Source organism: Oscillatoria sp. FACHB-1407 (assembly GCF_014697545.1).
GTDB lineage: Bacteria > Cyanobacteriota > Cyanobacteriia > Elainellales > Elainellaceae > FACHB-1407.
The window spans coordinates 26,989-46,787 of sequence record NZ_JACJSA010000015.1 but is presented as its reverse complement, the minus strand read 5'-3'; the positions used below and the strand labels follow the sequence as shown (position 1 = coordinate 46,787).

At 48.6% G+C, this 19,799-nt stretch carries 12 protein-coding genes; 6 read left to right on the top strand and 6 right to left on the bottom strand.

Annotated features, from left to right (window positions below; translation table 11 throughout):
- The first annotated feature begins 151 nt into the window (after positions 1-151).
- The 3 genes from H6G89_RS36275 (at position 152) to H6G89_RS22210 (ending at position 6,091) form a co-directional block, all read left to right on the top strand.
- Entirely contained in the window at positions 152-3,517 is a 3,366-nt protein-coding gene (locus H6G89_RS36275) for a patatin-like phospholipase family protein (protein ID WP_190510473.1), read from the top strand.
- A 545-nt stretch (positions 3,518-4,062) separates the two neighbouring features.
- Positions 4,063-4,608, top strand: coding sequence for a type IV pilin-like G/H family protein (locus tag H6G89_RS36465; RefSeq protein WP_190510471.1), 546 nt, complete (start codon positions 4,063-4,065; stop codon positions 4,606-4,608).
- Positions 4,609-5,239: 631 nt separating this feature from the next.
- Positions 5,240-6,091, top strand: coding sequence for a lysophospholipid acyltransferase family protein (locus tag H6G89_RS22210; protein WP_190510469.1), 852 nt, complete (start codon positions 5,240-5,242; stop codon positions 6,089-6,091).
- 66 nt (positions 6,092-6,157) lie between these two features.
- On the opposite strand, the gene H6G89_RS22205 is transcribed toward H6G89_RS22210, so the two are convergent.
- Positions 6,158-8,257 (bottom strand): AMIN domain-containing protein, encoded by a 2,100-nt coding sequence (locus tag H6G89_RS22205; RefSeq protein ID WP_190510467.1) that lies wholly within the window; start codon positions 8,255-8,257, stop codon positions 6,158-6,160.
- A gap of 218 nt (positions 8,258-8,475) precedes the next feature.
- Here H6G89_RS22205 and H6G89_RS22200 point away from each other — a divergent pair, with 218 nt between their 5' ends.
- Together H6G89_RS22200 and H6G89_RS22195 are read left to right on the top strand one after the other, a co-directional pair.
- Complete coding sequence (locus H6G89_RS22200) at positions 8,476-9,822, top strand: sensor histidine kinase (protein WP_309230082.1); 1,347 nt, start codon at positions 8,476-8,478, stop codon at positions 9,820-9,822.
- On the top strand, positions 9,704-10,348 hold the full coding sequence (locus H6G89_RS22195; protein ID WP_242060074.1) for a response regulator transcription factor: 645 nt from the start codon (positions 9,704-9,706) through the stop codon (positions 10,346-10,348). Before H6G89_RS22200 ends, H6G89_RS22195 begins: the two co-directional genes overlap by 119 nt.
- A 173-nt stretch (positions 10,349-10,521) precedes the next feature.
- Here the strand turns inward: H6G89_RS22195 and H6G89_RS22190 are convergent, their stop codons facing one another.
- From H6G89_RS22190 to H6G89_RS22175, 4 genes are all read right to left on the bottom strand, one after another.
- Positions 10,522-11,343, bottom strand: coding sequence for an SIMPL domain-containing protein (locus H6G89_RS22190; RefSeq protein ID WP_190510463.1), 822 nt, complete (start codon positions 11,341-11,343; stop codon positions 10,522-10,524).
- Between the two features lie 307 nt (positions 11,344-11,650).
- The gene (locus H6G89_RS22185; protein ID WP_190510461.1) at positions 11,651-13,402 is read right to left on the bottom strand and encodes an ABC transporter ATP-binding protein; all 1,752 of its coding nucleotides are present in this window, start codon (positions 13,400-13,402) and stop codon (positions 11,651-11,653) included.
- 342 nt (positions 13,403-13,744) lie between these two features.
- Positions 13,745-14,179 carry a hypothetical protein gene (locus H6G89_RS22180; protein ID WP_190510459.1) on the bottom strand — a complete coding sequence of 145 codons (435 nt, stop codon included), beginning with the start codon at positions 14,177-14,179 and terminating at the stop codon, positions 13,745-13,747.
- Positions 14,180-14,508: 329 nt separating this feature from the next.
- Positions 14,509-14,937: a hypothetical protein gene (locus H6G89_RS22175; RefSeq protein ID WP_190510457.1), complete on the bottom strand. Its 429-nt coding sequence runs from the start codon at positions 14,935-14,937 to the stop codon at positions 14,509-14,511.
- A 233-nt stretch (positions 14,938-15,170) separates the two neighbouring features.
- Between H6G89_RS22175 and H6G89_RS22170 the strand changes: the two genes are divergently transcribed.
- Positions 15,171-19,163: a tetratricopeptide repeat protein gene (locus H6G89_RS22170; protein ID WP_190510455.1), complete on the top strand. Its 3,993-nt coding sequence runs from the start codon at positions 15,171-15,173 to the stop codon at positions 19,161-19,163.
- 65 nt (positions 19,164-19,228) lie between these two features.
- On the opposite strand, the gene H6G89_RS22165 is transcribed toward H6G89_RS22170, so the two are convergent.
- Positions 19,229-19,660, bottom strand: coding sequence for a hypothetical protein (locus tag H6G89_RS22165; protein ID WP_190510453.1), 432 nt, complete (start codon positions 19,658-19,660; stop codon positions 19,229-19,231).
- Positions 19,661-19,799 lie beyond the last annotated feature (139 nt).

Genomic DNA, 19,799 nt, shown 5'->3' with positions numbered 1-19,799 from the left:
CTCAAGGGTAATTATCAGGATCAGACTGTGCCCAATACATTAAAAGAAAAATAAAGTTGGATCTCCATGGTTTGCTTAGGAGATCGTAAAACCTCTGTTATCGCTAGTCCGATGCTGGAATCTACTTTCGCTAAAAATAAGGAGAGTTACTGTGTCTGTCAATCGTCTCTTTGGTAGCCTACTTTTCTATGACCTTGCTGCTGGAGCGGGAGAGTTTTACACTATCAACAGTTCGAGCGGAATAGCTCAGCTTAAGCGGTACAACAGTTGGGCAACAAATTGGACACACATTATTCCTGGTAACTTTGGGGGCAACGGCTTCACCGACTTGCTCTTTTACAGTTCCGCGACTGGAGTTGGTGAGTTTTACACCACAGATGGCTCTGGGGGAATGTCTTTGCTTAAGCGGTACAACAGTTGGGCAACAAATTGGACACACATTATTCCTGGTAACTTTGGGGGCAACGGCTTCACCGACTTGCTCTTCTACAGTTCCGCGACTGGAGTTGGTGAGTTTTACACCACAGATGGCTCTGGGGGAATGTCTTTGCTTAAGCGGTACAACAGTTGGGCAACAAATTGGACACATATTATTTCTGGTAACTTTGGGGGCAACGGCTTCACCGACTTGCTCTTCTACAGTTCCGCGACTGGAGTTGGTGAGTTTTACACCACAGATGGCTCTGGGGGAATGTCTTTGCTTAAGCAGCATAATAATTGGTTAGGTTGGACACATATTATTTCTGGTAACTTTGGAGGTAGCAATTTTACTGACTTGCTCTTCTACAGTTCTGCTACCAGAGCTGGCGAGTTTTTCATGACTGACGGTTCTGGCGGAGTGTCTCTTCTCAGGCAGCAAATGAGATGGCCTAGCCCTTGGTCACAAATTGTCTCTGGGTTCTTCTCTGTGCAACTTGCAAGACCAACAAATGAGGAGGCATATACAAGAATCAGATTAAAATCTTTAAGTGGTAAGTATTTATCAAGTAATGGTGCAACTGAAGTAGTCCCCCTCAATGCTTCATCTATTAGGGCAGGGGACAGTGAGGAATTTTGGTTGGTAAGAAATCCTTCTGGTTTAAGGAGCGGTAGTAGAGCGTATCTGCGCAGCAACACTGTTACTGGGTCTGGCAGCTATTACCAGCCTCGAGTTGATCTCCATGTAATCAGAGGCGATGATCGTGGTAGAAGGGGTGATCGCCTCTTTCTCAATCCAGGCTTTAGTGAAAATAATCGTGATTTTGTCATTGTTCGGCTTAACAACGACGGAAAAGAATTTGCAGATGGCGATCGTATTGCACTAAGGTTCTTTACCGGAGGTTATTTATCAGCCGATTCCAGCGGACTCCTGCGAATTTTAGAAAAAGAAGTTCCTGGAGAGGAAGAGACATTTACAGTCGAAATAATGACAGATTTGAAACTGTACTGGAGTGAGCAACGGCTAGATAACTTTTCTACAGCAACTCCTGGTGGTGAGGCATTCGCAGAAAGGGAAGGTTATACATTCATTCAGATACAAGGGCGCATTTATATGAATCCGGGGGCTGGAAGGAAGCCACTGTATCTGTTCTGGCACCCAGAACGAGGAGATAACTTCGTTACTACTTCAGGAGAGGGGGAGCAAGACGCTATTGCTGAAGGCTATATCAGAGTGCGTATCGAGGGTTACATTCTGGCAAAACCAGAGAGTGGCACGCTCCCACTAAGAACTTACTGGAGAGGCGCAGAGCGCAACGACTATTTTGCTACCACCAGCGTCCTAGAAGAACGCGCAGCAGCAGATTCTAACTATACGTTTGTTCGTGAGGAGGGCTTTATCCTTCCTCCTAATGCAGTACCTGCTCAACCGGAAGTTGGAAGAATTAATCCAGGAAATTTGATTGAAATCAATTCAGAGGATCTAATTAATCGCTTGCAAATTGATCAAAATATCTTGCGAAATATTCTACGTGATCGCAGGATCATTGATATTTCACGCCCCCGTCAAAGGAGACAATCCAACAAGAAAGCACTTGTTTTAAGCGGCGGTGGAGCCAAAGGTTGTTTTGAAGTTGGAGCAGTTAAGCGTCTTTGGGCGCAAGGGTATCGTCCTGATATTATTTGTGGTGTATCTGTTGGGGCGTTGAATGCAGTCAAACTGGCGGAAGGGAAAGACAGCTCGGCTGAAGATCTTGAATTGGTTTGGAAACAATTAGATCCTAGAAATCAAGGTGGAAAAGCAGTCTATTCAAAAGATTACTTCGTCAATCTGCTGCTTAAACTAATACCCAAAATGATTGGAGATGGAATTGATGATCTTCTTGGTGGAACGGATATCTTAAATTGGCTCTTCTTTGCTGCATCTCATTTGCATTCAATACACTCCATGCACCCTCTAAGAAATTTAATATCTCAAAATTTAGATATTAATGCTATTCGTGCCTCTGGAACTAAGCTTAGAATCGGTATGACAGATTTAAGATCTGGGCAATATTTCTCTGTCACTGAACCTTTTGAAGCAGCCGCTCTAGGATTAAATGTTTGTGGACGAGTAGAAGTCGAGCCAGATCATCGTATTGGTGAAACATGGTTGACTCGTCCTATTCTTGGTGCAGATTCTTATGCAATGCATTTGGAAGATGCTATTTATGCGTCCTGTGTTCTGCCTGTTTTCATGGATCCGAAAATTTTGAATTTGCGGAATACGAGAATAGTTCCATTTCAAAATGAACGTATTGCACTACTTAGGGCTGGGAGCGGCTTAAATTCAACTTATAGCCCACCATCAATTGAACGCCTCATGAGTCTTCTTGAAGGTGGTGAACGTGATCTTGATGACGAAACTTACAATAAGTTGAAAAAAAGAACTTCAACTGATTTTGATCTAACACAAGTACTGCGAGATAGCCTTAATGCTGCTAGGGGAGATTCTCGTCAAGCTCAGCATCATCTATTTGATGGTGGGTTGCGTGACACAATGGCAATTCGGACAGCCATCCGTCTAGGTGCTCGTGAGATTACGGTGATCACTGGCGATCGGCTTCAAACTGCACAATGGGCTTTTAAGAATCCAGGCATGATCAAAGAGGATGCGTTTGCTCTCCCAGTGGCACAGTACCTTTTTGGCTTGTTAGGAATTTGGTTTAATGAGGCGGCCAGGACTGATGTATTGCTTGCAGTTGCACAAAATGAATTTTTGGGTTGGCTCTACCGTTGCTTCTCGCTTATGGATGATGATAAACGTCAACAGATTGTTCGAGAGTTCAACGAATATTGGGTCAATCATGGTGCAGTTCTACGAAATATTTTGGGCGGTAGCACATGGATCGGTGGCGATATTACTCAGTCTTATGGAACGCCCTTCCAGGATGAAGGATGCTGCATTAAGTACATTTCGCCATCTGGAGAACTAGTAGACGCATTAGGTTTTGATAAATGGGAAGAAATTCAAGAAGGCATTGATATGGGCTATGAGGCAGCTAGTAGTCCTGTTGAACTCTCTTTCCCTGTCCCAGATCATCTAGTTAGCCAAACCTGAAAAACTTCCTAATTTTTATGAGTCTTATCTATCAACTTTGCCAAGAAGTGGCACTTGCAGCTAGTACAAATGCGTACTCGTATGCAAATCAAAAGTGATTAGTAGGGCACGGTCTAACAATTCGCTTGGAGCGGACTGACGAAAGATCCCGGTGCTGAGTTCGAGGTTATTTGCAGCCGCTCAAGCGAACCGTTATATGTGCGCCAAGATTAAGTCATGGGAAGTCTCTGGTGATGCGGGTTCAGCGATCGCTTGCCTGACAATGCCCAACGACCGTTGAGAGTTATCGGGTATGTAGAAGGGTAGCTCTCAAAATTAAATTTTGTGGCAGATTTTAGACCAGAAAAATTTTTGCGTTATAGTGCGATCGCCAGCGGAACCTCCCAATATCTCTAAGTACTGTGATTCACAGATAGGGTTTGGAAATAAAACCAGGGGGGTATGGGGGCTTCGCCCCCAGCCAGGGGTGGAACCCCTGCACCCCGAATTCCCACCCCTATTTACGACGAGTTGTACTAAGCTTCTTAAAACGAGCCTAAATCGTCATGTCCAAGATCATGATACGAAAGTTCGTGCTTGTGGTGGCTTGTATTCTAATCATAATAAGCAGTACAGCCTCTATAGCCGTTGCTTGCTCTCGCATGAGAATCTCAGAAGCAACAACGTATGTTGGCATGATGAACAGAATTCAACAGCAGTACTTTTTAGAAAACCAATCTTTTGCGCGATCGCTAGAGGAACTTAATCGGTTTGCTAAAGCGCAAATACCTGTTAACACGAATCATTATCGATTTCAGGTTCATCTCAAAAATCAAGTTGCTTTTAACGACGCTCATTACATTGGTGATGCGGAGCCTTGCATGACTAAATGTGAATTTGGTATCACCAGCTTATTTGGTAGATGTTTTGACAGTTGTTGTAATCCCTTAATTTGTTTCTTCTCAAGAAGAGACTGTGTTTACAGTGTTATTGGAGTTGTATTCCCATCAAACCGTCGTTCACACACTCAAGCTATTTTGTGCAAAGGGAGCACTCCAGACGCAAAACAACCTTTTCTGAAAAATGGAGAATACGTTTGTCCATCACGATAGCGACTGTCGAGACAGTTGAGACAAGGGGGATGTGGAGGCGCAGCCTCTAGCCAGAGATTCCACCTCTGAACCCTGTTCTAACCAACCCCTCGGTTCCTGGGGATTGACAACGTTGGGCATTCCTAGCACGTTGTGAGCCATAAGATGAAACGTACAGCAACGATTTCAATCCAATTTGATCATGTAGATTGTGCAATTGAATTTACGGAATTGTTGCACGTATCGCTTGATTGTTTTCACTGCCAGAGACGAATGCGTACTGTGATATTTCAAGGTGCGATCGCTCCCTACTGTACACCGACAAAACACAAATTTGATGGGAGGCTACTTTCCAGTCAGTTCAACACAGACAGCGCAGTATATACAATCGAATACAACTACATCCCTTTTACAGACGCAAAATATCCAGATGAACAACGGTATGCATCCTATGAGAAGGGGTCTCCATCATGGGCACGGATTCATTTCATCGTTCAGTGCCCGCAGTGTGGCAGAAGGGAGAATCTGAGCACTCAAAGCAATCTTGTTCGTCCCCGTAATAGAGTGTGCAGGTGCGGACATCAGCTTTTTATAGATAACACACCGCCTCAAATGACATATTAGACGATACTGGTTAAACGATACTGGTTAGATGAAAAGTTACGGTTACATGGTGTCACACCGCCCTGGTTGGTCATTAGATCGCCGCGATCCCAAATTTATTGAAGCCTTTCAGCCTCTATGGCAGTGGTTTTATGAGCACTACTTTCACGTTCAAACGGAGGGGTGGGAACAGGTTCCCGATGGTCAGGTGATGTTTGTCGGCTCCCACAATGGGGGATTAGCGGCTCCTGACATGTTCATGACGTTCTATGACTGGTTTAAACGCTTCGGCACAGAACGACTGGTCTATGGTCTGATGCATCCCAAAGTGTGGATTGTCTCTCCCTTCCTGGCTTCCCTCGCAGAGCAGGGTGGAGCGATCGCCGCCCATCCTAAAATGGCACTTGCTGCCCTGGATCGCAATGCCAGCATTTTGGTTTATCCCGGTGGTGCTCAAGATGTTTTTCGTCCATTTCACCAACGCGATCAAATCCAGCTTGCCAATCGCAAAGGCTTCATCAAAATTGCCCTGCAACGCCATGTGCCGATCATCCCGGTTGTCTCCTGGGGAGCCCACGATACTCTGCTGGTATTAGGCGATATCTACCCCCTGATACAACACCTCCACGATCGCGGTATGCCCTGGTTATTTGGGGTCGATCCCGAAGTGTTTCCGGTCTATCTCGGACTCCCATGGGGACTGGCACTCGGACCTCTGCCCAATGTGCCGTTGCCTCGACCCATCGTAACTCGTGTTGGCGCACCGATCTACTTCGATCGCTATGGGATGGATGCGGCTCGCGATCGCCCCTACGTCGATGCGTGTTATGAGCGTGTCCGTCACCAAATGCAACAGGATCTCAACAGCCTCATCGCCAAATCGAGCCAGATGCGACGGTGAAACCATAGATCAAGCAGAAAAGATGAGGCTAGAAGCTCTAAACGAAAGGGTTTGAGTTCAGGTTGCCTAACGCGAATACTGCTGTAATACCTGTTGGGTGGCGTTGCTGGGAATGTAGGAATAACCGAATGTCGATTGGTCAGAGTCATTGATCACCTGTGGAGTTAACAACACAATCACCTCTCGTCGTTCGTTTTGGCGGTTGGTACTTCTAAACAACGCCCCTAACAAAGGGATGTCCCCCAGAATGGGGACTTTGGAGACGGTAACGCGATCGGAATCTTGAATGATGCCCGTGAGAATCAAAGTTTGCCCATCGCGCAGACGGATTTGACCCGACTCCAGCGATCGCGATGATAGTAGCGTTGTCACGGAGTCGTCGGGATTGGTTTGTTGTTCGGTGGGAGCCGTAACCGTAGGCGCAACTGATAACGTAACAAAGCCATTGTCATCAATCCGGCTAACTTCAATCACCAGGGTCAGCCCTGCTGCTCGTGGGTCATCCTGGTCAAACGAAACCACATTCCCTTCATCGTCAAAGGTTGTAGTGCCTGTAGAGGTCTGCACCTCCTGAGTCAGAGCAACCGTGGCGCGTTGTCCCTCCTGAACAATCAGGGTCGGGTCAGTCAAAATTTTGGCGTTGCCACTGGTGATCTCGGCTTCCAGGAGGGCAGTAAACGCATTGCTCGTAACATTATCCGTAAAGTCGTTGATGTTGACTGACGCGGCTCCATCGATATTGGCAGGTTCTAACCCTCTAAAGAAAACATCCCCAATGCCAAAGGAAAAGCTAGCCCCAATCGTTTCGATTGCAGATAGGTTGACATCAACAATTTGCACATTCACTGCCACTTGACGACGACGAACATCCAGTTGAACCAGCCCAGAGGTGGCGAGTTCAATCTGTCTGGGAGTGCCAATCAGGGTTAATGTGTTGGTGCGCTCATCCCCTAACACTAACAAGCCTCGCAGCGGAGGAGTGGTGTCTTCGTAATCGACTCGTTGCGTTTCGATGCGTTCTTCCGTTGTGGTTTGAGTTTGGGTGACAGCAGGTGGCAGCGGAGCGGCTCCATCCTGCGGAAGCTGAACGGGAACTGCGTTGACGCTGGTGACAAGTCGTTCTCGACTGACCGCACTTTCTGCGCCCATTCCCACTAAAAAGTTGAGAGCAACTCCTACCTGTACCTGATTTAGACGCAAGCTGCGGACGCTCAGATTGCGAGCGGCGTTTGGCAACCGATTACTGACAAAAATGGTGCGACCTCGACGGTTAGCCTCTAGCCCGGTCAGTTGTAAGACATAGTTGAAGACATCTTGAATCGGTTCATTTTCGATATCTAATGAAATGGTCGGCTCTGCGTTGGTAGCGTTTTCCTGCCCTTGCCCTGTTCCTGGCTCAATTGGTGTCTCGTCATATGCCAGATTCAATCCGGCGGCTCGTGCCAACAGAGCTAACACATCTCGCACCCGTGCTTCTCGCAGGACTAACCGGGGCACTAACTCAGAGGTTCCCAAATTAACCAGGCTGGGTGAAGCATCTACGTTGGAAATCGCAATGTCGCCGAGGGGAGGGGCGATCGCCCTGGGTTGTAGGGGCACCTGCTGAGGGGTTGGGCGACCGGGCAAATCTCCTTCAATTTGAATGGTGGGATTCGGAACCAAAACTTCTGGTGCAGGTGGAATCTGTGCCGTACGGAGTGGGGTTGCCGCTGATGGGGATGTATTAGTTCGGGTGACTGTGGAAGCAATGGTAAGTGCAAGGTTTTCTCCAGTGTGTTGAGCGATCGCCCCGATGGGGGCAGTAGTTGTGCCTGTAACGGTAATACGGACGCGATCGCGATCGTATTGATTCACCATCACCGAACTGATACCAGGTGCTGGGTTGCTTTGCAAAAATCCGTTGCCATTAGTCAAGGTCAGGCGACTATTGGGGAGGTCAACGACCCACTGATTTTCATCCGTCTCTAAAATCTCAGGTTCATCAGAAATTGCATGGGGTTCGGTGGGGTCAGCCGTAGTCGTATCCAGAATGAGTTCTAATCCATCGCTCACTGGGTTTAGTTGTACCGCTGTGATGTGGGTTTCGCTGGCTTGAGCCGCTTGTATTCCTCCTAACCCAACCAATCCTGCGATCAACAGATGAGTTGAAGCACCATTTAATCTCACAGTTTCTTCCTCTATCGTCTCAGATGTGCTTCATCCTAAGAACCCAGGAGCCAAATAACAGGAAGCAAAAGTCCCCATATTCATGGGGTAAAGGTGTTGAATGTGAACTGGTACTAAAGTCACAGATTGTCACCTTGAGTAGGACTATTGTCCCTGGTTGAAAACCTGAGCCGTATATTAAAGTTTGGTTAGCCAGCGTATCTTCGTCCTGTAGTGTTGTGAAGCAATCCACCCCTGTTTACCGTGACCCGCAGCGATTGATGTCTTACCTTGAGTGGGTGTTGTTACTCATCGCGCTGTTTAACGCCATTCTTCCTAGCCCTCTAAACCCACCTGAACACGGTTCAATTTTGGATGTGTTAATCGTTGTGGGGTTTGCGTCGGTTGGGTTGATTCCTCGGCAGACCCACTGGATGCATCCGGTGTTGCTAACGGCTCTAGAGTTTGGCTTGCTCTGGTTACCTGTGATAGTAGATGAACCTATCAGCCTTTCTCCAGCCCTTTATGTGATTGTCGTGATTCGCAGTTGTTTGATGTGTCGCCTGCGGGGTCGCCTTCTCACTTCTGGCATTACGCTTGTATCGTTTGTGTTGATGTTGTGGGTTGATCTGCAAACCTTGCCCATGAAACCCCAACAGTTTGATCCTGGGCAGGTGCAATACATCCTATTTGCGGCCAGCTTAAATATTACGATTACCTTTGCTTTAGCCCTATTGTTCATTTTGCTGCTAATCAGTGCGCTGCTGGCAGAACGGCAGAGCCGAGAAGAACTGGCGATCGCCCATGAGCAACTACAACACTATGCCCTGCAAATTGAGAGTCAGGCAACCTTACAGGAACGCAACCGCATTGCTCGTGAAATTCACGACTCCCTGGGGCACTCTCTGACGGCACAAATTATTCAACTCGAAAACGTGCTGCTGTTTTGGCAGTCGGATGCTGCTCAAGCCAAAACTTTTCTATTAGAAGCAAAGCGACTTAGCTCCGTGGCATTGCAAGAGGTGCGTCAGGCGATCGCAGCACTGCGGGCTGACCCATTGCGCGGGAAATCTCCTGAAATGGCGATCGCCTATCTGCTCAAGCAATTTCATCAAACAACGGGGATTATGCCAAACTGTGTGGTCGAGAATTTGTCTCGGCTTCCGGCTGAATTGGGGAGTTCTATCTATCGCATCTTGCAAGAGGCATTGACCAACGTGGCTAAACACAGTGCCGCTAGTCAGGTGGTGATTTTGTTGCAGATCAAAGCGGATGTCTTTCGATTAATGGTAGAAGACAATGGTAAAGGATTTGATCCCTACCAAAATAGCTCTGGATTTGGCTTACAAGGGATGCGAGAACGGACAAGTGCCTTGGGTGGGCAATTCACTGCCTTAAGTGAACCGGGTCGGGGATGCCGAGTGACTGCTGTTATTCCGTTACCAAGGGTTTCGCATGATTCAAGTGTTGTTAGTAGACGATCAACTCCTCATTCGTCACGGATTAAAAAGCTTACTCAACGCCAACTCCGATTTGCAGGTCGTGGGAGACGCCGAAAATGGGCAACAGGCGATCGCCCAGGTTAAAGCTCTCTACCCCGATGTTGTGTTGATGGACATTCGGATGCCTATTATGGATGGGGTTGCTGCAACACGAGTCATCTGTGAGCAGTTTCCAGAGACACGAGTGCTGATGCTGACTACCTTTGATGACGACGAATATGTGGCTCAAGCTATGCAGTTTGGGGCGAAAGGGTATCTGTTAAAAGACACCCCACCCGACGAACTGGCGACAGCGATTCGCTCAATTTACAAGGGTTACACTCACCTGGGGCCGGGGCTATTTGAAAAGGCAATGGCTAATTCTTCAGGGATAAGCCCGCTTCAGTCGGCTCCAGTGCCGCCTCAGCTAGCGCAATTGACCCCTCGTGAGCGGGAGGTGTTGAACCTGATTGCGACGGGAGCCAACAATCGTGAAATTGCCGCTGCCCTGTGCATCACCGAAAGAACCGTGAAGAATTATGTGACCAAGATCTTGAGTTGCTTAAACTTACGCGATCGCACTCAAGCGGCTGTATTTGCTCACACGTTTCTGTCTAACACAACTCAGTAACCTGGATATATTCCTCTTTTGTCACGCTTTCCACAAACACATCTGGTACAAATCTCGTTTCCAGGCTCCTATTTGGAAATGGATTGATGGAGGCTCTATCTCCTGAAGTAATGAACACAGAACCTCCATGCGGGCATTCCTAGCTAGAACGCAATCCAAAACCTTGTGAACTGTTAATTCTGAACGGTAAAAGTGACCAGTAAATCTCGTCGCAACTGCACTTGAGCGGGTGCTGCCAGATTGGAACCTGCTTGAGGCAGATTGATGTTGAACGGCAACGAGAGCGCGGGAGCCGCATCACAGGTTGACCCAGATGCAAAGGTCAACATACTAAACGGTGACTCTGCAACGGAAGGAATGGCATCCAGTTCTACCCCTAACTGGGTGGCGATCGCTCTGGCTCGACTCTGGGCATCGGCGATCGCAGCCGTATATGCCTGACTTGCCAACCCTTGACAGTCATTTACAAAGTACTGCACCGACGAATTCACCAGTGCAACAGCATCACTTTCAGTCACCGTTTCTTCCACTAACTTGATCAATTCCTGAACTCGCGCAGACGTAGGTTGCGTCAAGGTAATTGTCATTTGTTGCCCTTGCACATTGAAGAAGAAGAAGGCTTGGGTAGAGGATGTACCCAGAGCGATCGCGTCTGCTGGAACCCCGGCGGCAACCAGATCATCAATAAGAGGCTGTAACTGGTCGGGAGTCAGTGTGCTGCTAGCTATTGTCGGCGGAAACTGGTCAGGAGGTCCATCGGGAATTTGTGCCCCAGTAAAAAAGAGTTGAAGTTTGGCAGTGTCAGCAGGAGCCGTTGCCGTACCATGTCCCATCACGCTGACTCCCTGGGTGCGAGCATTGGCTGGGGGATAAAATAGTTGTGCAATCTGGGTTTCATCTGGTCTGGAGGATGCCAGCGATGCATCCGTGTTGACCAACCAGAAGAGGGGGGCGATCGCAGATAGACCGATTAAGCAGAGCACAGTTCGTGGCATACTCTGTTATTCCTTTGAGAAAGCTTTTCCCCAAACTATCCCAAAACTCTGAAGATGCTACCGATTTGCATTTAAAACTTAAAATGCTGGGGCGGTGTTGGGCAAATTCTTCGGCAGTCTCACTGATATAGCTTTGGGCAGAAAGCTTAAGGCAACGGCAATGACTCAAACCCGGATACCAGAGAAGCTTTCTGACTCACCTTCGCCCCATCCAATGTGTCTACAGCTATAGGCGGTGTTGCTCATGGCTGTGGAGGTTGGCTTACTCCGGTTGCCTGGGGTCTGATACAGCAGAGACGCTCACCTGTTAATTCAAATCAGGTGTCGATTGGATCAGTCGTCGAGTGTAGTCACTGGTGGGAGTCTGGAAAATCGAATCGGCTGAATTGATCTCTTCAATTTGTCCTCGATTCATCACCATGATGCGATCGCTCAAAAACTTCACCACACTCAAGTCATGTGAAATAAAAATATAGGTGAGTTTGAATTCTGCCTGAAGTTCTCGCAACAAGTTCAACACTTGCGCCTGAACGGAGACATCTAGTGCAGAAACCGATTCATCACAAATGATAAATTTGGGATTCAGGGCTAAGGCTCTGGCAATACAGACTCGCTGACATTGACCGCCTGATAACTCGTGGGGATAGCGGTTCATAAAGTCGGCTTTGAGTCCGACTCGTTCTAACAAATAGGTGGCGCGTTCCTTCCAGGATTTCAGTCCCGCCGCAGGCAGGTGGATTCGCAATGGTTCCATCACCGCTTTGCCAATCGTCATCCGTGAATCCAACGCGCTATAGGGATCTTGAAAGATCATTTGCAAGTCACGCCGCAATTGTCGCAGTTGGGGTTGCGGTAAATGAGTAATGTCTTCTCCTTCAAAGAGAATCTGTCCACTCGTCGGTTCAATGAGTCGCAGGAGCGATCGCCCCAGTGTTGTCTTACCGCAACCCGACTCACCCACCAGTCCTAGCGTTTCACCAGGATATACTGCAAACGAGACATCATTCACCGCATGAACGTAGTGCGTTACTCGTCCCAGCAATCCTTTAATCGGGAAAGCCACTCGTAGATGGTTGACTTCTAGAATAGGTGGATTTGTTTGCAGTTGAGACAACCGTTGTTGTTGTTCGGTGAGTGTAATTTCAGGTTGTAAAGTAGCGGTTACAGCCGTTGTTTTTTCGCGTAATATGAGTTCGCCTGTAGAACTCAAACTCTCTTCCATGAAGTCGGCAACAGTGGGCAAATAGCGCAGCGATTGATCTAAGCGAGGACGACACGCCAATAAACCTTTAGTGTAGGGATGCTGCGGATTCGTAAAAATATCATGGGCTTTGCCATATTCCATCAACTCGCCACGATAGAGAACAGCGATCGCATCTGCCATTTCTGCCACGACACCCAGATCGTGAGTGATAAAGAGAATGGACATTTGGCGGCGATCGCGAATCTCTTTCAACAAACTCAAAATGGTTGCCTGAATGGTCACATCCAATGCGGTTGTCGGTTCGTCAGCAATGAGAATCGCCGGATTTACCGCTAACGCCATCGCGATCATCACCCGTTGAATTTGTCCACCCGACAACTCATAGGGATATCGCTTCATGATCGCTGTTGGATCGGGCAATTTCACCTCATCCAACAAGGACAACGCCCGACGATATGCCTCTTTTTCAGATACCTTTTCATGTAACTGGATCGCTTCCATTACCTGAGAACCGCAGGTATAGACCGGGTTCAACGAACTGAGCGGATCTTGAAAGATCATGGCAATCTTGCCACCCCGGATCTTCTCCATCTCTCGTTCGGACAACGATAGTAGAGCGATCGCCTTTTCGCCTTGCGGTTGAAAGGTAATCGAACCACTGACTCGTGCTGTTCTCCCTAGAAGCCGCATGATCGCCAGAGATGCCGTCGATTTACCAGAGCCAGACTCGCCTACAACACCCAATATTTCTCCCCGATGGAGCGTCAGGGATAAGTTGGCGATCGCTCTGACAACACGAGTTTCAGTGGTGAAATCAATGGTTAGATTTTCAATGTTGAGCAGGGGTGAGGTCATGAGTGGGAAGCCGAGAAAACAGAGGGCAGAGAGTATTGAGGTAATCGTCAAGGATCAACGCTGAATAGTCAATCATCTCTTGTTGTCTGTTAAATGAGGCTACTGTGTACACAGATCTCCTAGATTTACCTCAAAATCCTGCATTTGCCCCCCAACCCCCCAAAATTGGGGGACTTCCGATCCGTCTTATAGGGTTCAAAGTCCCCCAGGATGGGGGATTTAGGGGGCTAAGGGAACTTGTGTGTACACCGTAGGTTAAATAAGGGGGGACTTTTGATCCAGCAGGCATCCTCTAGAAGTCTGACAAATAAATTCGCAGCTATTAGCACAAAGAAACAAGTGCTAAACAGCGACTTTACCATTCCCATTGGTTGGTTCAGCTACTGGTTCAGCGATCGCTACGGGTTGTGAGGAATCCTGTGCGCTCTCTAATGTTTTCTTACGGGCTGAACGACGACGCTCACTCTTGGGAACGCCCCCGGCTTTGCCATACTCTCGGCTATCTTTGCCGTATTTAACTGCAACACCTAATAACATCTGTTCAGATAAGTCTCGGAGTTGTCGTTCGCTATCTTTTATTTGTCGGGCAAGGTCATCCAGTTCAGATAGAGCACTATTATAGGTATCAATTTGAGAGCGAAGGAATTGAATTGAAGCAGAGTAGGCTTCCAGAGTTAATTGATTGCCTAAATCAAGGGTGGGGCTAATGGATTGCAAAGCCCCTTTACGGACTTCAGCCTTCTGTAACACTTCGGAGGATCGTTTTGGACGTGCCATGGTAGGTGCCTTTGGATAAACTACCTCCACAATTTATCCGTGCGGTTATTTCTCTAGCCTCGTAGAAATTAAGGAAATTAAATTGAGCTTTTAAGAGAAACCAAGTTAATTCTACGTAAATATTCTCTGTTTAATGCTTATCTTGAAGAGTTAATGCCTCCAGACAATTTTTCTGCTCATGGCGGTTGAAACCGCTGCTACAAGAGCAAAGTTTGCCTCCGCAGACTCTAGAGATTGTGTTTTAACCCACGAAGGCGGGTTTTGTCTTTTTAGGTGCGGTTTTAACCGCCAGCGTTAGATGCGATTGCTTTCTTAAGATCGCGAATTTATTAAGATGTAATTCCTGGCGTAGGCGCGTGGCATTCGGTCAAAAGCCCTTGCCATTGTTTCAGAACCCTCTGCCGAATGCCGCGCCCGTACATGAGGTTGCCGTTTTTCAGGTTATTTAATTCACGATCCTTAGTGCGATCGCCATCAAACTTTGTAGAGTGACGATCAAACTTTGTAGGACGACGATCAAACTTTGTAGGACGACGATCAAACTCACTAACATCGCTATCCAACTTTATAGGATCGCGATTCAACTTTGTAGGACGACGATCAAACTCACTAACATCGCCATCCAACTTTATAGAGTCACCATCCAACTGTGTAGAGCGACGATCAAACTTTGTAGGACGACGATCAAACTCACGGGTAGTTTCTAGTTCAAAAGTTAAGGAATGGGAATTTAATAACCTGAAACTTTTTGCCCTCACCCTAGCCCTCTCCCGAGGGGCGAGGGAACTAGAGTTTTAAGCCCTTCTCCCCGTGGGAGAAGGGTTGGGATGAGGGTGGTTGATGATCACCAGTTATGCAGATTGTTTAATCCGCGTTCAGCAACCCCTGACCAAGATCTGTATCAACGGCAGCCTGGAGAGGGCTATGGGGCGATCGCCCAAATGATCAGCTAGCATGGAGAAAATTTTTCTCTCAGTAGATGATCTGCGCCATGCCGACGCTCACGATCCGCGAATGTCAGTCCACGACTTCTGGTTTTGCCGCCACCCTCAGCATTGACAATCAGGTGCAGTATGACATCACGGTTCATGATCCGTTTGATGGCAAGCAAGAACGGGAACTGGAGTTCTACTTCGAGGAGTGGATTCGCTTTCCCTTTGATAATCAGGTGATTGCCGATCGCGCCGCTCAAAGTGTGCGGACGTATGGGGAACGTCTGTTTGAGCAGATTTTTGAGAATCGCAGAGCATACAGTGCTTATGAGCGGGCGTGTCAGGAGGGGTTGAGCCAACTCCGGATCGAAATCATAGGGGAGTCTCCTGAATTTCAAGCCCTGCATTGGGAAGCACTCCAAGATCCAGACCTGCCGCGACCGTTTGCGGTGGACTGCATCATGACGCGCAAACGGTTTCAAGAGAGAGCTTCAGAACTAGCCGTAAAGCCATCCCCGGTGATTAACCTGCTGGTGGTGACAGCCCGTCCCGATGAGGAGTCGGACGTGGGCTATCGTACAATCTCCCGTCCGTTGATTGACGCGATCCACCAGGCGCAACTGCGGGTGAATGTGGAGTTGTTGCGTCCGGGGACGTTTGAGGCACTGTCGAAACACCTGGAAGCAAAGGAAGGGTATTACCACATCATCCACTTTGATGCTCACGGGGGACTGATGACCCATGAGCAGTATCAAAAGGGTGTGAAGAGCGATCGCTATGTGTTTCAGGCGAGGTATGGGCGATCGGACATGAAGCGGTATGACGGGGTGAAGGCGTTTTTGTTTTTGGAGGGAGACACCAAAGGCAAAGCCGACCCGGTTGAGGCGGAGGAGTTAGCGAAGTTGCTGACTCGTAAGGGCATCCCCATTTGTATTTTGAATGCCTGCCAATCGGGGAAGCAGGTGCGATCCTCCCTAGCCCCCCAACCCCTCAACCTTGGGGGGCTTCCAACCACTCAAAGTCCCCCAGACATGGGGGATTTAGGGGGCACTCCCCCAGACTTGGGGAATTTAGGGGGCACTCCCCCAGACTTGGGGGATTTAGGGGGCACTCCCCCAGACTTGGGGGATTTAGGGGGCAAAACCCTTGAACAACAAGCAGACACTAAGGGAGAGGGGATCGATATCCGTGAAACCAGTCTGGGCAGTCGGTTGATGGCAGCAGGTGTGCAGATGGTGGTGGCGATGGGCTACTCCGTCACGGTGACAGCGGCAGCCTTGATGATGGAGACACTCTATAGCCAGTTGTTTGCTCAAAAGGGAATTCCCGAAGCGATTCGGTTGGGGCGCAAGGAGTTGTATAACCGCAAGGGGCGGAAGGTGTACTTTAACCAGGTAGTAGATCTGGAGGACTGGTTACTGCCTGTGGTGTATGCCAACGGAGAAGTAGATCTGAGGCTGCAAGAGTTTAGCCCCAGAGAGAAAGCCGAGTATCTGATGCAAAGACGACAGCGATATCGCTTTGAATCACCGACCTATGGCTTTGTCGGGCGCGACCTGGAGATCCTCAAAATTGAGAAAGCCTTATTGCGTCACAATGTTTTGCTGCTGCGGGGCATGGGTGGAACGGGCAAAACCACGCTGCTGAACTATCTGCGGGAGTGGTGGCAGACGACCCACTTTGTCAAAGACGTGTTTTATTTTGGCTATGACAGGTCGGCTCACACCCTGCAACATATCCTGCGGGTCATCGGTAAGGGGTTATATCCCGACCCCTATGACTTTGCTGCCTTTGAGGCGATGCCGATCGCCGCACAGATGGAAGACCTGGCAGAGCAACTGCGGGCAAACCCCTATGGGCTGATGCTCGACAATCTGGAGTCGGTGACGGGGCAGGCTCTAGCGATTCAAAACACATTGCCAGAGACAGAGCGGGAAGTGATTCGAGAGTTCCTGAAACTGTTGCGGGGAGGCAAGACCAGGGTGCTGCTGGGGTCACGCAGTGGAGAGGAGTGGTTGGCAGATGTATTCACGTTTGATGGCAACCCAAATATCTATCCCCTGGGGGGACTCGACCCAGAATCGCGGTCGGTATTGGCAGAAAAGATCTTGGCAGCGCAGGTCAAAGACCCCCAACGCATTGCCAGACTGCGAACCGATGACGGATTTAAGCAACTAATGAAACTGCTAGCGGGCTATCCGCTGGCGATGGAGGTGGTGCTGGCAAACCTGGCACGACAATCGCCCCAGGAGATCTTGACCGCACTCCAGGGAGCAGAGGTGGATCTGAACGTGGGCGGCGAGGACAAGACCAACAACATCCTCAAATGTGTGGAATATTCCCACAGCAATTTGTCCGCCGATGCCCAAACGTTGCTGCTCTGCCTTGCTCCCTTTAATAGTTTCTTTGTGCGCGATTTCATGCCACAGTATGCCGAGCAATTAAAGCAGCATGTGGCATTTCAGAACTATGACTTTGAGCATTTTGATGTAGCGATTCAAGAAGCCATTAACTGGGGTTTGCTGTCGCCTCACGAGTCTGGAATCCCCGGATTCCTCACCATTCAACCCATCTTCCCCTACTTTTTGCGAACCAAACTCAATGCCCTGGATGCCACCACCCGCGAAGCGTTGTATGACGGCTTCAAAGCTCACTATCAAAGCTTGGCAAGATCCTATCAGCAGTTAATGGACTCCAAAGACCCCAACCAACGGCAACTGGGGATTCTCTTCTGTCGGTTGGAGTACGAAAACCTCTACAGTGCATTGCAGATCTGTCTGAAAAATCAAGAAAGTATTCGTATCTACCGATGCTTAGATCAGTATCTTGATTTGATTGGTGATATTCAAACCAAACTAAAGCTCTCTCAACATATCTGTGAAGCTTCTAAAAATTATCAACCTGAAGTTTTGACTGGTGAGATTGGCTATGAAATTGCAGAAGCCTTTCTAAAGATAGGAGTCTGCTATTTACAAGTTAAAGACTATGATTCAGCCAGGAGTAGTCACCAGAAATCGGTTGACTTGCTGGAGAAAAATACAGTTATTGCTCAAAACAACAAGCAACTAGCAATTGCCACTAACTACCACCAGTTGGGCTATGTTGCCCAGGAATTGCGAGAGTATGAGCAGGCGCGCACCCACTATCAACAGGCTCTCGATATCTTCATTGAATTTGGCGATCGCTACAGTCAGGCGCGCACCTACCACCAGTTGGGCAGAGTTGCCGAAGAGTTGCGGGAGTATGAGCAGGCGCGCACCCACTATCAACAGGCTCTCGATATCAAAATTGAATTTGGCGATCGCTACAGTCAGGCGAGCACCTACCACCAGTTGGGCAGAGTTGCTGAGGAGTTGCGGGAGTATGAGCAGGCGCGCACCCACTATCAACAGGCACTCGATATCTACATTGAATTTGGCGATCGCTACGAGCAAGCGGGCACCTACCACCAGTTGGGCAGGGTTGCCGAAGAGTTGCGGGAGTATGAGCAGGCGCGCACCCACTATCAACAGGCACTCGATATCTACATTGAATTTGGCGATCGCTACAGTCAGGCGCGCACCTACCACCAGTTGGGCAGCGTTGCCCAGGCGTTGCGGGAGTATGAGCAGGCGCGCACCCACTATCAACAGGCTCTCGATATCTACATTGAATTTGGCGATCGCTACGAGCAAGCTGGCACCTACCACCAGTTGGGCAGCGTTGCCCAGGCGATGCGGGAGTATGAGCAGGCGCGCACCCACTATCAACAGGCTCTCGATATCTTCATTGAATTTGGCGATCGCTACAGTCAGGCGAGCACCTACGGTCAGTTGGGCTTATTAGCTGAAGCACAGGAGGATTATGAGCAAGCCCAACAGCATTTGCAGCAAGCATTAGTGATTTTTGTGGAGTTTGGCGATGAGTATAGTGTTGGAATGACTCTACAAAATCTTGCTCGGCTATATCAGACCACGCAGGACGAAGGCATCTTAACTGCTGTAGCGCAATGCTTGAATGCAACGGTAGATGAAGTGAGTCAGTTGTTTGAAACTTTGAATCGCGATGAGTAGGGGTTTGTCAGATCTGCGACTTCTTTAAGAAGTCGCAGATCTAGCAGCGGAGCACTCAGACAGGGTCAATCCTCCTGACCCTCAACAGGTTCCGTGTAGTCACAAAACGTGCGGATGCCCAACTTCAACACCCACAACACAACAATGGTGGCGATCGCCGGATTAATCGGCAACGTCACCAGATCAATCAGATACACAATCAACCCCGTCAGTAAGGCTGCCTTCCCCGGATTTTTGTTGTACTCCTCCACCCTGGCGCGAAAGCTATCATCCCCACAGATCTCACGCCGCAAATTGCGAACAAACGCCTGCCGCAGGGTCTTACGCTCATCGCCATAGACCGCCGCACCCGCCTCTGCGGCTACCAAATCTTCCAGACTGGTTTCTAAATTGCCGTCATGTTGCTGAAGAGTGGCGATCGCGGGTTGAGCAGGAGCGAAGTCCTGTAACACCTGCTGGATATCTTGCAATTCGGTTGGGGATAGCTGGAGTGTCATAAACGGGGGACGCTGTAGAATTTCGAGAATTGTTACAACAAACGTAAACCAGTTCAAATGTATATAACAACACTTTTTATCAAAACAATTCTGGCAAGATGTGATTCACATCACTTGTAATGACAACTTAATCGTTTTA

Excerpts from the sequence above, each read along its gene's own strand:
- H6G89_RS36465 (WP_190510471.1), top strand. The coding sequence starts at position 4,063 with ATGTCCAAGATCATGATACGAAAGTTCGTGCTTGTGGTGGCTTGTATT.
- H6G89_RS22210 (WP_190510469.1), top strand. The coding sequence starts at position 5,240 with ATGAAAAGTTACGGTTACATGGTGTCACACCGCCCTGGTTGGTCATTA.
- H6G89_RS22190 (WP_190510463.1), bottom strand. The coding sequence starts at position 11,343 with ATGCCACGAACTGTGCTCTGCTTAATCGGTCTATCTGCGATCGCCCCC.
- H6G89_RS22185 (WP_190510461.1), bottom strand. The coding sequence starts at position 13,402 with ATGACCTCACCCCTGCTCAACATTGAAAATCTAACCATTGATTTCACC.
- H6G89_RS22180 (WP_190510459.1), bottom strand. The coding sequence starts at position 14,179 with ATGGCACGTCCAAAACGATCCTCCGAAGTGTTACAGAAGGCTGAAGTC.
- H6G89_RS22170 (WP_190510455.1), top strand. The coding sequence starts at position 15,171 with ATGCCGACGCTCACGATCCGCGAATGTCAGTCCACGACTTCTGGTTTT.
- H6G89_RS22165 (WP_190510453.1), bottom strand. The coding sequence starts at position 19,660 with ATGACACTCCAGCTATCCCCAACCGAATTGCAAGATATCCAGCAGGTG.